The sequence below is a fragment of the uncultured Arcanobacterium sp. genome (assembly GCF_947253055.1).
Classification (GTDB): Bacteria; Actinomycetota; Actinomycetes; order Actinomycetales; family Actinomycetaceae; genus Arcanobacterium_A.
In genome coordinates, this window is record NZ_CAMXYE010000040.1 from 1 (window position 1) to 13,465 (window position 13,465).

Annotated in this window: 12 protein-coding genes; 6 read left to right on the forward strand and 6 right to left on the reverse strand. The window is 44.8% G+C overall.

What is annotated here, in order from left to right; all coding sequences use genetic code 11:
• The 6 genes from gyrA to dnaA all read right to left on the reverse strand — a co-directional run.
• Positions 1-2,418 (reverse strand): DNA gyrase subunit A (gene gyrA, locus Q0X35_RS03815; protein WP_297565662.1); only part of this gene is annotated, 2,418 nt, incomplete at its 3' end.
• Positions 2,419-2,447: 29 nt separating this feature from the next.
• On the reverse strand, positions 2,448-4,472 hold the full coding sequence (gene gyrB / locus Q0X35_RS03820) for a DNA topoisomerase (ATP-hydrolyzing) subunit B (protein WP_297565631.1): 2,025 nt from the start codon (positions 4,470-4,472) through the stop codon (positions 2,448-2,450).
• Between the two features lie 259 nt (positions 4,473-4,731).
• Positions 4,732-5,346, reverse strand: a complete 615-nt coding sequence (locus tag Q0X35_RS03825; RefSeq protein ID WP_297565634.1) for a DUF721 domain-containing protein — start codon at positions 5,344-5,346, stop codon at positions 4,732-4,734.
• Positions 5,347-6,639 carry a DNA replication/repair protein RecF gene (recF, locus tag Q0X35_RS03830; RefSeq protein WP_297565637.1) on the reverse strand — a complete coding sequence of 431 codons (1,293 nt, stop codon included), beginning with the start codon at positions 6,637-6,639 and terminating at the stop codon, positions 5,347-5,349.
• Between the two features lie 13 nt (positions 6,640-6,652).
• Positions 6,653-7,783: a DNA polymerase III subunit beta gene (gene dnaN, locus Q0X35_RS03835; protein ID WP_297565640.1), complete on the reverse strand. Its 1,131-nt coding sequence runs from the start codon at positions 7,781-7,783 to the stop codon at positions 6,653-6,655.
• Between the two features lie 322 nt (positions 7,784-8,105).
• Positions 8,106-9,776: a chromosomal replication initiator protein DnaA gene (dnaA, locus tag Q0X35_RS03840; protein WP_297565643.1), complete on the reverse strand. Its 1,671-nt coding sequence runs from the start codon at positions 9,774-9,776 to the stop codon at positions 8,106-8,108.
• A 417-nt stretch (positions 9,777-10,193) separates the two neighbouring features.
• Between dnaA and rpmH the strand changes: the two genes are divergently transcribed.
• The 6 genes from rpmH to rsmG all read left to right on the forward strand — a co-directional run.
• The gene (rpmH, locus tag Q0X35_RS03845) at positions 10,194-10,334 is read left to right on the forward strand and encodes a 50S ribosomal protein L34 (protein ID WP_073995756.1); all 141 of its coding nucleotides are present in this window, start codon (positions 10,194-10,196) and stop codon (positions 10,332-10,334) included.
• Positions 10,335-10,709: a ribonuclease P protein component gene (rnpA, locus tag Q0X35_RS03850; protein ID WP_297565647.1), complete on the forward strand. Its 375-nt coding sequence runs from the start codon at positions 10,335-10,337 to the stop codon at positions 10,707-10,709. It abuts the gene before it with no gap.
• A complete protein-coding gene (gene yidD, locus Q0X35_RS03855; protein ID WP_073995754.1) occupies positions 10,703-10,996 on the forward strand; it encodes a membrane protein insertion efficiency factor YidD in 294 nt (97 codons plus the stop codon). Before rnpA ends, yidD begins: the two co-directional genes overlap by 7 nt.
• Before the next feature lie 31 nt (positions 10,997-11,027).
• Complete coding sequence (gene yidC / locus Q0X35_RS03860; RefSeq protein WP_297565655.1) at positions 11,028-12,203, forward strand: membrane protein insertase YidC; 1,176 nt, start codon at positions 11,028-11,030, stop codon at positions 12,201-12,203.
• A gap of 50 nt (positions 12,204-12,253) precedes the next feature.
• Positions 12,254-12,886: a R3H domain-containing nucleic acid-binding protein gene (locus tag Q0X35_RS03865; protein ID WP_297565657.1), complete on the forward strand. Its 633-nt coding sequence runs from the start codon at positions 12,254-12,256 to the stop codon at positions 12,884-12,886.
• Between the two features lie 46 nt (positions 12,887-12,932).
• On the forward strand, positions 12,933-13,465 hold a 533-nt coding region (gene rsmG, locus Q0X35_RS03870; RefSeq protein WP_297565659.1), incomplete at its 3' end, for a 16S rRNA (guanine(527)-N(7))-methyltransferase RsmG.

Consider the following 13,465-nt stretch of genomic DNA (forward strand, 5'->3'; position numbering starts at 1 on the left):
GCGTGCAAAGGTAACTCCTTGCGTATTTCTACCCGTCAGATTTACTTCATCTACCCGCGAGCGCACTACATTTCCGGATTCCATAATTACCAGCACTTCATCACCGGCTTGGGTAATTAGAGCTCCTACTAAATCTCCCCGCTCTGCCACCAAATTGGCTACTTTTACTCCTAAGCCGCCGCGATTTTGCCGGCGATATTCTTCTAATAGGGTACGCTTTGCAAAGCCACCTTCCGTCACTACAAAGACTTCCGCATTTTCGCGCACCGCCACCATGGTAAGCAGGGAATCGCCCGCTCGGAATTTCATCCCTCGCACTCCCGCAGTGGCTCTTCCCAGCGCCCGCAACGACTCATCGTCAGCAGTAAAGCGTAAAGATTGACCTTTCCGTGATACCAGCAATAGATCGTCATTTTTATCTATCAACTGGGCAGATACTAATTTATCGGTACTGCCATCGGCGTGCTCGCGCAGATTTATGGCGATTAATCCGCCACTGCGCGCTGAATCATATTCACTCAGCCGCGTCTTTTTAATCATGCCGTCTTCTGTGGCCAGCACTAAATAATCTGCCTGCTCATAGTTATGTAAAGAAATAGCGGAAGCAATCTTTTCTTCCGGTTGGAAGGCCAATAGGTTCGCTATATGCTGGCCTTTCGCATCCCGCGCTCCCTCCGGAATTTCATAACCTTTAATGCGGTAGACCCGCCCCATATTGGTGAAGAAAAGGTGCCAATCGTGCGTAGAGGCAATACCGAAAGTCTCTACTACATCGTCGCCCCGCAAAGTAGCGCCTTTAATTCCTTTTCCACCGCGATGCTGCGCTCGGTATTCGGATACTTTCGTCCGCTTAATGAATCCGGAGCGGGTAATCGTCACGACTACTTCTTCTTCCGGTATTAAATCTTCTACCGTCACTCCACCTTCATAAGGAATAATTTTGGTGCGCCGCTCATCCCCATATTTTTCAACTATCTCTGCTAACTCGCTAGAAATTATCTGCCGCTGCCGCTCTGGCTTCGCCAAAATATCTCGATAATCGGCGCAAAGTGCCTCTTTTTCGGCCTTTTCATCTAGAATTTTCTGTCGCTCTAAAGCTGCCAACCGGCGGAGCTGCATAGCCAAAATATGATCAGCTTGCACCTCGTTGATATCCAGCAAAGTAATCAAGCCATTGCGCGCTTCTTCCGGAGTTTGGGAAGAGCGAATAAGCGAAATTACCGCATCTAAATTATCTAATGCCTTCGCCAATCCGGCGAGAATCATCAGCCGTTCTTCAGTCTTTTGCAACCGATAACGGGTACGGCGATTAATCACTTCCATTTGATGATTTACCCAGTGATATACGAACCCGTCTAGAGAAAGTGTGCGCGGTACGCCATCCACTAATGCCAGCATATTGGCGGGGAAATTATTTTGCAGCTGCGTATGCTTATACAAATTATTAAGCACTACCTTTGCCACTGCGTCGCGTTTTAAGACTACTACTATGCGCTGACCAGCGCGCCCAGAAGATTCATCACGAATATCGGCAATTCCAGGAAGCCGCCCGTCTTTAATTCCTTCTACCATTTTTCCAAGTAATCTATCGGGATTTACTTGGTAGGGAAGATCTGTAATTACTAGGCACTGCCGCCCGTTTATTTCATCTACTTCCACAATTGCTCTTTGGGTAATTGAACCATTACCCGTGCGATACATATCCTCAATACCTTTAGTACCGAGAATGACGGCTCCGGTCGGAAAATCTGGCCCTTTAATATAGTGCATTAACTGATTAAGCAGCTCTTCGCGGCTCGCCTCCGGATGCTGTAAATACCACTGCACGCCTTCCGCCACTTCCCGCAGGTTATGTGGAGGAATTCGGGTGGCCATACCCACTGCAATTCCCTCTGAGCCGTTAATAAGTAAATTAGGGATTCGCGCAGTAAGTACGGTAGGTTCTTGTACCGAGCCATCGAAATTAGGCTGAAAATCTACGGTGTCTTCATTAATATCACGCACCATTTCCAGAGCGAGCGGAGCCATCCGCGCTTCGGTATATCGCGGAGCAGCTGCACCCAAATCTCCGGCCGTACCAAAATTTCCTTGCCCAGCTACCAGCGGATAACGCATACTCCACGGTTGCACTAAGCGCACCATCGTATCGTAAATAGCAGCATCGCCGTGGGGGTGGTAATTACTCATTACTTCGCCCACTATTTTTACTGATTTAGAGAAAGAAGCATCGGGGCGGAAACCGCCATTCCACATAGCGTAAATTACCCGCCGATGTACGGGCTTCATGCCGTCGCGCACATCAGGAAGCGCGCGCCCGACTATCACCGACATCGCATAATCGAGATAGGAAGTTTCCATCTCTTTTTGCAGGTCTACGTCTTTTATATATCCGTGCTTATATCCGGTTTCGCTATCCATATTTTTCTTCTCTGTACTCACATCTATCCTTAAATATCTAGGAAGCGTACGTCATGGGCATTGCGCTGAATAAAGCTGCGCCGCGACTGCACATCTTCTCCCATCAAAATAGAAAAAGTTTCATCGGTACTGGCTGCTTCACCTATTTCTACTTTTTTCAAAGTCCGCCGCTCCGGATCCATCGTGGTTTCCCACAATTCAGAAGCATTCATTTCTCCTAGACCTTTATAACGTTGAATCCCTTGCCCTTCGGCTTTCGGTAATTTTTTCCCAGCCTCTAAACCAGCTGCTAAGACTTCATCGCGCTCTTTGTCAGAAAAGACGTATTGATGGGGAGCATTAGTCCATTTCAAACGATAGAGAGGTGGCATCGCTAAATACACATATCCCCCTTCAATAAGCGGTTTCATATAGCGATAAATTAGCGTGAGAAGCAACGTGGCAATATGTTGCCCGTCCACATCGGCATCTGCCATAAAGACAATTTTGTGGTAGCGCAATTTCTCTATATCAAAGCTTTCTCCTACGCCTGTGCCAAAAGCCGTAATTAAACCCTGAATAGTATCAGAAGAAAGTGCCCTATCTAGGCGCGCCTTTTCCACATTAAGAATTTTTCCACGAATCGGCATAATTGCCTGATGTTGGGGATTACGCCCATTCACTGCCGAGCCACCGGCGGAATCACCCTCCACAATAAAAATTTCACATTCTTCCGGGTTACGCGAAGTGCAATCTTTCAGTTTTCCAGGTAAAGAAGCTGATTCTAGTACTGATTTCCGCCGCGTCGCTTCGCGAGCTTTCCGGGCTGCCACTCGCGCCGAATAGGCTTGGGTAGCTTTGCGAATTATTTCTCTTCCTTCAGTTGGGTGCATATCTAACCATTCGGAAAGATATGCATAGGTTTGGGTCTGCACAAAAGTGCGCGCTTCCGTATTACCCAGCTTAGTTTTTGTCTGCCCTTCGAATTGCGGCTCACCAATTTTAATAGAAATTACGGTAGTTAAACCTTCGCGCACATCGTCGCCCGAGAGGTTCGGATCTTTATCTTTCAGAAGACTCTTATCGCGAGCATATTTATTTATTACCGAAGTAAGTGCGGTACGGAAGCCTTCTTCGTGGGTACCGCCCTCTGTGGTGTTAATAGTATTGGCGAAAGTATAGAGAGATTCACTATAGGCATTAGTCCATTGCATAGCTATCTCTAACGACATTTTCTTCTCAGTATCTTCTACTTCAAAATAAATAGGTTCGCTATGCACTGGTTCTGCTTTTTTCGTGCGCACTAAATGTGCCACGTAGTCCAGAATTCCCCCGTCATATTTATAGCTAATTTCGCGATGCCCCGGCAGCGGTGTATCAGCTATTCCTTTTTTATCTCCGGTGACTTCGTCTCCTTCTTCTACCGCTTCTTTTCTTTCGTCTATCAGCGTGATGCGAAGTCCTTTATTTAGGAAAGCCATTTGCCGGAAACGATGCCGGAGAGTTTCGAAATCAAAATGTGTGGTTTCAAAAATTTCTGCATTTGGCCAGAAGGTCTGCTGCGTACCCGTTTTATCGGTCTTTTCGCCTTTGGCGAGCGGTGCCAACGGTACCCCATTTTCGTAGGCAATCCTCCAGACGTATCCATCGCGCCAAATTTGCGTTTCCATGCGGGTAGAAAGCGCATTTACGACCGAAACACCTACTCCGTGTAAACCACCCGATACCGCATAGGAGCCATTACCGAATTTACCTCCGGCGTGCAGCATCGTCATAACTACTTGTACTGCAGAAACTTTTTCGGTGGGGTGAATATCTACCGGGATTCCGCGCCCATTATCTACTATGCGCACCCCGCCGCCTTCTAAAAGAGTGACGGTGATTTCACTACAGTATCCAGCTAAAGCTTCGTCTACAGAATTATCCACTACCTCATAAACTAAGTGATGTAGTCCTCGGGCTCCGGTAGAGCCGATATACATTCCCGGACGTTTACGTACTGCTTCTAACCCTTCCAGTACCGTAATATCTTCTGCGCCATAATGTTCTTCCGGTTTATTTTTTTCTTCACTCACGCGGCAGCGCTCCTCCACCTTTTTAATACTTCGTTTTTCTGTGTCTTATCTCTCAATGGCTCGAGATATATATTTTTACAGATTTAAGACCTTCTTTAGTAGGTACCTACATAAACTACTACTTCTCCTATTATAGCCAGAAAATACGCATTTTTCGATTTTGGCGCTAGCTCATCTCTTAGAGCCTTCTCCCCGCGCCGCCCTTTTCTCTCGTTTTGTTTTTACGTACTGCGTATCCCTATTTCGGTTAATCCTCCGGTTAATCATAGGTATCGCGCACGCCGCGGCCGGGAACTACATATTTTCCGTGCCTCCAAGAAGGGCGATGTGGCCCTATTATGCGAATCTCTTTTACTACACCTTCTCCTAGCTGGGTAGAAATTCGTTTATCTAATTCCAAAGAGAGTGCGCGTAATTGCGTTTCCCAAGAAACCGTGCGCGCTCTAATCGTCAATACTTTTTCTTCGGAATAATCTTCCACACCGGAATTAGCTGCTACCACTTTTCCTACTATTGCTTCCCAATTTTCGGCAATAGCAGCTACATCAATTTTTTCTTGCCACGCTTTTTCTTTTAAGGTGCGTTCCACTAGCATTCCGAGCGGTTTTGGATCTAAATAAGATTTTCGTGCGCCACTTCCTACCTCTTGTCCTGGTACCGGTACATAAACATCTGCGCCAATTCTCTCTTGCGGCGCTATTTCTTTGTTTCGCAAGGCTGAGCCGCTTTTTCTAATTCGCACCCAGCCTTGTGTTTCTGCCATTATCCGCATTCTTTCTAAAATCTGTAACGGCAGCACATCTCCATATTTTTTATCGGCAGCTATTCGCGCCCGCCTCCGACGCTCTTCTTTATTCACCTCCTCTTTTTTCATTTACTCTCCTTCCGCTGCTTTTTCATTTTCTTCAACTTTGGTTTCAACTTCGGCTGCGCTTTTTTCCACTACTTCGTGATTTGCTACTAAAAAGCTTTTTTGCGCAGCCCTCTCCGGCAATTCTTCTCCACTTGCAGAAGTAATTATTACTTGCTCTGCCTCGGTTATTATCTCCATTAACCGCTCACGCCGATACATATCTAGTTCAGAAAATACATCGTCTAAAATGAGAATAGGTTCTTCTTTGCTCCCCCACAAATCTGCTTCACTATTCCGTAAAATTTCCCATTCGGCAAGGCGCAAAGCTAAAGCATAAGACCAGGTCTCTCCGTGTGAAGCGTATCCTTTAGCAGGTAAATCTTGCAGTAGTAAGCGAATATCATCGCGGTGAGGGCCTACTAAATTTACTCCTCTTTCTATCTCTGTTTCGCGCCATTTTTGTACTTGCTCATATAAAACTGCTTCTATCCCGGCTGTATTTTGTAGTTTTTCTTCGTTTTCTTGAATTTCTCCAGCCGCTTTAAGCGCAAGTTCTTCTCCTTTTTCTCCTTGCACAGCTGCTGGATCTGGAAGTTCCCATCCCCGGCGGATATTAATATTTGCTTCGTAATCTATTCGGGCTTTTCCTTTACCTCCAGAAATAAGCCGATAATACTCCATCACATAAGGGCGCAGCTTTTGAATAATCTCCGCGCGGCGCGCAATAATCTCCGCCCCTAAACTAGCTATTTTCCTATCCCAAACTTCTAAATTTCTTTCGTCAAACTTCCGCCCACTTCGCCGGCATTTTCGCGCTGTTTTCAACAACGCCGCTCTTTGACTAAGTACCCGATTATATTCTCGGTTAATTTCTTTATTCTTTTTATCTACCTGTATAAGTAGTTCGTCTAAAAAATTTCGCCGCGCTCCCGGCTCTCCTTTTATTTTTTCTAAATCTTCCGGCGCAAAGACCACTACTTTCACTATTCCCAGCAGTTCTGTTGGTCTTACTGGCCCTCTATTTATCCAACAAGAATTCGCTTTTCCGGGAAGTATTTTCACCTCTAAAACACTTTCGCCTTCTTCTTGCACGCAGCGCGCCTGAATGACTGCTTCGGTGGCCTGCTTATGTACCAATGCCACATCAGCTGCGACTCGATGCGAAGAAAACGTAGCTAAATAAGCTATTGCTTCTACTAGATTTGTCTTCCCCGCGCCGTTCTCTCCGCAAAACACATTAATACCGGGCTGCAATTTTACAAAGGCTTGCCGATACGAGCGAAAATTATAAATTGCTAAATCAGAAATATACACTTTGCTCTACAATTTAGTTTTCCCCGAAAGTACGAATCGGCATAAGTAAAATACTGAAATCTTTATTAATTTCGCCTTTTTCGTTTTCTCCGCTTATTACCACCGGTTTAGTAGCTTGTGTATAGGAAAGATGCATATTTTCTTCTTTTATTACACTTAAAGCGTCTTGGAGAAATACCGGATTAAAAGCTAATTTAATTTCTTCTCCCGCTAATTTCGCTCCTATTACCTCTGAAGCTTGCGCAACTTCCCCTTGCCCAGCTTCTATCACTACTTCTTCTGGCTGCAGCGAAAGGCGCACCGCGGAATTTTTTTCTACTACTAAGCGCGATCTTTTGATTGCGTTTAGCATTTCTTCTCTATCTACGCTGGCACTTCCTTCTACTTCCGTGGGGAAAAGGGAACGTACTTGCGGATATTCTCCATCCGTAAGCTGTACAGTATTTTGCTTACCGGCTGCCGAAAAACCTAATAACGACGGATTTTCTAAACTATCTAAGTGGATATTTACCGTGCTGCTCCCCAAAGATTTTGCTATTTCTAGAAGCCGTGCTGAGCGTACCAAAATTCTTTTCTCTAGGCTTTCTTCTTTCGCTTCCCACGTCAATTCCCGCAAAGCGAGGCGATACCGATCGGTGGCAAGTAAAGAAATTTGGTTTCCAGAAATTTCGATACAAATAGATACCAACATAGGCAAAGTATCGTCATGTGAGGCAGCGATACTTACTTGGCTTACTGCTTCTTCCCAAATACTGCCATCTACTTTTCCGATTATTTCTGGCATTTCCGGTAATTCAGAATAATCATCCATGGTCATTATTTTCATGGAAAAACGCGTGGTGCCGCATTCAATTTCTAGTTTGTTATCTTGGAGAGAAAAAGTAATTGCTTTATTCGGTAAATTTCGGCAAATATCTGCCAGCAGCTTTCCGTTTACTAAAATTTCTCCCGCGTCTAACACTTCTCCGTCTATTTCAATGTGCGAAGAAATATCGGAATCCCGCGATCCTAAGGTAATTATCCCGTCTTCTTTAGCAGTAATTTTCATTCCTGCTAATACGGGAATAGCCGGACGATTAGGAATAGTCCGCGCCACCCACGTTACTGCTTCGGTGAAGGTATCGTATTCAACTTGAAATTTCACAACTACCTACTTTCTTTTTCTAAGAGTATTTTACGTGAGTTTAAGGAAACAAGATACTTATAATTACATATTTTTCGCAACGGGTGGCGGCTTTTTGTAGTTTATATAAATAGGTAGTAGCAGTAGTAGGCCTTGTGGATTTTGTGGATATCCCAAATTTTTGTGACGGCGTAAGCAAAAGAGCTGTGCAATATTTTGTGAGTACTTAGTGGATAAGAAGCAAAAAAGCGGAAGAAAGTATTTGGTTTTAGTTTTTATCCACAGGAAAGTGGGCAAAAAGCACAAAGAAAGCGCAGAAAAGCAGAGTTATACACAAGAAAGATTATTTATAGTTTTCTATTTGCTGGGCTTGTGTCTTTGCAGTTTGTTTAATGCGAGTAGTTAATTCTGATACTTCGTTAAAAATATTTTGCTTTTCCGCCATCTGTTTTTCTACCTTTTTCACTGCATTAATTACTGTGGTGTGGTCACGGCGATTAAAAGCATCTGCAATCTGCGGAAGAGAGAGATTAGTGAGTTCTCGGCAAAGATACATTCCGATATGGCGCGGAGTAGTGAGCGCGCGGGTACGAGTAGGAGATTTTAAATCAGCGGTAGTGAGATCAAAATAGAGAGCGGTTTCTGCCATAATCATACCGGCACTTATTTGGATAGAATCTGGATCGGAAATAATATCTTTCAACACCATTTCCGCCATATCTAAGGTAATTTCTTGCTGAGCTAAACCGCCGTAAGCAGTGACCCGCCGTAAGGCACCTTCCATTTCACGCACATTTGTGGTGATGCGGGAAGCAATAAATTCTAAAACAATCCGCGGGACTTCGAGAGATTCTGCCACAGCTTTTTTCTCTAAAATAGCGATACGAGTTTCAAAATTAGGTAAATCGATATTAGCAGTAATTCCAGAAGCAAAGCGCGAAATCATGCGCTCTTCGAAGCCGGTTAAATATTTCGGAGCTACATCAGAAGTAATGACGATTTGTTTGTTGGCATTAGAAAGAGAATTAAAGGTATGAAAAAATTCTTCAAGTGTGCTTTCTCGGCCAGAAATAAACTGAATATCGTCAATAAGTAGTACATCTACATTTCGGAAATGATCTTTGAAGGTATAACGCTCATTATTACTTAACGCATTAATAAAGGCATTAGTAAATTCTTCAGCAGAAGTGTAAAGAACCTTTAGCCCAGGATAAAGACTGAGAGTGTAGTTTCCAATGGCATGCAAAAGATGAGTTTTTCCCATGCCCGAAGCAGAGTAAAGAAAAAGGGGATTGTAGGTAGATCCAGGAGATTCTGCTACTGCTAAAGCGGTGGCGTGGGCGAAACGATTTGATTCACCAATTACGAAATTTTCAAAAGTGTGCCGGGGATTTAAACGTGCTGCTTCTTGCCCTTGGCTACCATTCGGCAATTTTGGTAACGCAGTTGGGGAAGGAGAAGAGAAAGAAGCATCAGTATTTGGTTCATTCTGCGGAGAAGAGGAAAAATCTTCGGGATAGGCAGAGGAAGAGGCAGAATAAGAAGAATCTTCGGGATAAGACCGCATTTTTTCTTCTAAAGAAGTGAGAGAGTTATCTACGGGTGAATAATTTACCGAATGGAGCTCTGGTTTCTTTGTTTCTTCTGAAAAAACAGCAGGGGTTACACTCTGAAGGGGAGTAGCTGGATGTGGAGAAGTAAAAGAAGCAGAGAGAGGATCTGCATTAGAAGTAGGTACTTCTTGTTCACTGAGAGCCGGATCCACGGAAATTAAAATTTTAACTGTGCGCCCAAGGATATTACTCAATTGTGGAGTCATGGCTTCGATTACGTGTTCCTGTAGCCAATCTTTTATGAAATCAGAACCGACGCTGATCATAAAAATTTCATCTACAGTGGCGATAGGTTTAGCTAAATTTAGAAAAGCAGCTTGAGAATCAGAAAGGCGCCCTTCTGCACGTAAAAGTTCTGCAGCAGCTGTCCAGGCAGCCCGCGCAGCAAAGCCTTCTTCCATAATATTCCTTTCCGTATTTCTAAAAATGACCATAAAGGATGGCCATAAATTAAAGAAATATAAAACTCAGCTTTCTCAGTCTAGACGAGAAAAAAAGGAAATGCAGTAAAATTATCCACATACTTATACACAGCTGTGGATATTACACCTTTGTAATTCTCTGTGGCTTTTCTGAGCAATAAGCCGAAAAGTCTAAAAAGAAAAGTTATTAACAGTTGTGGAAGAGGATTTATACCGGAAATTTTCAAATATATTCCTTGAGATATCAATCACGAGAGATACGGGAAAGATTGACCTATAAACGAAAAGTCGCGTAGAGTCATATGGCTACGTGTGTAAAGAGCGCACGCACAATGTAAATGCACCGCGGTGTAGATACATTGTGAAGAATCCGAGTTTATGCGGTGGGAGTTACCCATGTCTACGAAACGTACTTATCAGCCTAATAACCGGCATCGTTCCAAGGTGCATGGTTTTCGTAAGCGTATGCGTACGCGCGGAGGCCGTGCAGTATTAGCTGCGCGCCGGCTCAAGGGTCGCGCTAAGCTTTCTGCCTAAATGCTGCCGAAAGAAAACCGGTTGCGAAAAAGTGCGGAATTTACTTCCGTATTTCGTGACGGAAAGAGCAGCGGAAATTACTTATTAACTATGCATGTAATTCCGGTTGCAGAAGATACGAAAGCCGACCTACCTCAGGTCGGCTTCGTTGTCGGTAAAAGAGTTGGAAATTCCGTAGTTCGCCATCGAGTAATAAGAAAATTACGGCATATTATGCGGGAATATTTGCCAGTAATAAAGGCGCAAGCTCTAGTAATAAGGGCTCGTCCGGCAGCAGCTACGGCAAATTATCAGCAACTACAGGTAGCTATGGAAAAAGAATTACGGAAATTATCTCTAATACCGGTGGCAGGAAAGGCAGCAGAAAAGTGCTAAAGAAAGTTCTTTTGGCCGTCATTGCGTGGTATCAACGCTCTATATCTGCTGCTTTACCGCGCAGATGCCGGTATGAACCTACGTGTTCGCGTTATGCAGTGGAAGCGATTGAAATTCACGGCGTAATAAAGGGTACAATTTTAGCAGTATGGAGAATTTTACGCTGTAATCCTTGGAGTAAAGGTGGGGTAGACTGGGTACCACCGCAGGGAAAATGGCCAACTCGGCCTCTTAATTATTCTGAGTTACTCGAAGTTCGCCGGCACGCAGAAAAAGAAATTTTATAAACGAATCAGTTAAATAAGGAACGGAAATACCTTGGATACTATTCTCTATCCCATCATGTGGATAATTGCTTGGATTATGAGTGGCGTCCACTCTTTTCTCACTACTTTAGGAATGGGGAAAGGCCCGGGCCCAGCTTGGGTACTAGCTATTGTAGGGCTCACTATTGTGGTACGTGCCTTAATGATTCCGCTCTTCAATAAGCAAACTAAATCTATGCGAGCTGCGCAAGAGCTAAATCCAGAGATTCAGCGAATTCAAAAGAAATATAAGAATCGCAAAGATCAGGTGTCGATGCAGCGGCAGCAGGAAGAATTGCAGGCACTTTATAGAGAGCATGGCACTTCACCTTTTTCTTCTTGTCTACCGATGCTTATTCAGATGCCGATTTTCTTTGCGCTTTTCCGGCTTCTCTACGCGGTAAAACCACTTTCGGAAGGGATATATCGGGTAAAGGCAGTAGGGCCGATTAATGAAAAATTAGCAGAGGAAATTTCCCGTTCTACTCTCTTTGGAGCACCTCTTTCTAGCTCGATTGGTACTGCGAAAAATTTCGCTACTTCTACCAATATTCTCGTCGTAGCAATCGTTTTAATTGCGCTTATGATTGCGACGCTTTTCTTTACGCAAAAGCAGATTATGACGAAGAATATGCCGGAGAAAGCTATGGATCCGAGTAATCCGGCTTATAAGATGCAAAAGTATATGCTTTACGGCATGCCGATGATTTACATATTTACCGGCACTACTTTCCAGGTAGGCGTGCTTATTTATTGGTTAGTTGGCAATATTTGGAATATCGGCCAACAGACGTGGTTGCTTAATACGAACCCCACTCCCGGCAGTGCAGCTTATAAGAAGAGGCAAGCAAAATTGCGGGCGAAGCGAATTGCAAAAGGTCTTCCTCCAGAAGAAGGAGAGGTAGAAAATACCGGTCAACGTGCGCAACCTTTAGGGAAAGAGCGGGCGAAGAAAGCGCAACTGCGTGGCAAAGAGAGCGGCGGTGCGCAAGCTGAGAAAGGCGCAGCAGCAGAAGTAGATGCAGATTCTGTGGCAGCTGAACCAGAGCGCGGGAAAGACGGGCTTACTGATGAAGAAAGAGCTCGGAAGCGTTATGAACGGCGGCTCGCGCAACGGCAGCGTTCGCAAGAAAAGAAAAAAGCGCGGAAGAAGCGGGCGCAAAAGAACCAAAAGCCCCGAAATTTTTAGTTTAATTATGTAGGTTAGGTGTTTCACCTCCTGGATATAAAAGGAAAACAATGAAAGAAGAAGAACTCAGCCCAGAAGAGTTGCAAACGCAGCTAGATAAAGAAGGCGATTTAGCGGCCGATTATTTGGAAGAGCTCTTAGATATAGCTGATTTAGATGGCGATTTAGAAATCTCTACTGAGGCTGAACGAGCAACGGTGGCGATTGTAAATGAAGAAGGTAAAGATCGGCGGTTAAAGCGCTTGATTGGGCGCCGCGGAGAAGTACTGGATTCTTTACAGGAACTTACTCGTTTAGCCGTGCAGCAAGAAACCGGAGAGCGTTCGCGGCTGATGCTGGATGTATTGGGTTATCGGGAGCAGCATCGCGATAAAATTCGAGAAATAGCACAGGATGCCGTAGAGGAAGTGCTGGATACCGGAGAAGAATACGTACTGCAGCCCATGAATCCTTTTGAGCGGAAAGTAGTGCACGACGTAGCGGCTGCCGCGGGATTGGTTTCCGAATCAGAAGGCTTCGGAGTTAATCGGCACGTGGTTTTACATTTGGCAGAGGATGAAGACGAGTTAGCTGCTGAATATGCGAATTCCCCCGCGGAGGAAGATTTTTCTGCGGACTCAATGGATTCTGCGGAGTCGGCAGATTCTGCTGAATCTGCTATTTCGGCGGATTCTGCAGAGTAAATTAAGTATTTAGCGTATAAGCGATTGGCGTATAAGCAATTCGCATATGGATGATTCGCATATGAGTGAAGAGCCAAAATATAGTGTACAAGCTCCTCCAACCGGAGGAGCTGTACATTTTGGTAATGCAGGTTGGGAAAAGTTGCTGCGTTTTGCACAGTTGCTTGAATCGCAAGGGCAAGTGCAGGGGCTGGTAGGTCCACGCGAGATGGATAAACTTTGGGATCGTCACTTGCTTAACTCCACTGCGCTATTAGATTTTTTGCCTTTCGGCGCTGAGCTTATTGATGTGGGAGCAGGAGCGGGTTTTCCGGGAATCGTGATTGCCGCTGTGCGCCCTGATATGCAGCTTTACTTGGTAGAGCCGATGGAGCGCCGCGTCAAGTGGCTGGAGATGGTGAAAGCGGAGCTGAATCTCTCTAATGTGGAAATTAAAAGAGGGCGCGCAGAAGAGTTTGCCGGCAAGCTGGCTAGTGAGTTTGTGACGGCGCGCGCGGTAGCTGCTTTACGAAAATTGGTGCCATGGACTTTGCCTTTAGTGAAAAGTGGTGGCTCGCTCCTCGCTTTGAAAGGTGCCCG

Bases quoted from the DNA above. Each gene is read 5' to 3' on its own strand.
- Q0X35_RS03825 (WP_297565634.1), bottom strand. From the start codon at position 5,346: ATGAAAAAAGAGGAGGTGAATAAAGAAGAGCGTCGGAGGCGGGCGCGA.
- dnaA (WP_297565643.1), bottom strand. From the start codon at position 9,776: ATGGAAGAAGGCTTTGCTGCGCGGGCTGCCTGGACAGCTGCTGCAGAA.
- rpmH (WP_073995756.1), top strand. From the start codon at position 10,194: ATGTCTACGAAACGTACTTATCAGCCTAATAACCGGCATCGTTCCAAG.
- rnpA (WP_297565647.1), top strand. From the start codon at position 10,335: ATGCTGCCGAAAGAAAACCGGTTGCGAAAAAGTGCGGAATTTACTTCC.
- Q0X35_RS03865 (WP_297565657.1), top strand. From the start codon at position 12,254: ATGAAAGAAGAAGAACTCAGCCCAGAAGAGTTGCAAACGCAGCTAGAT.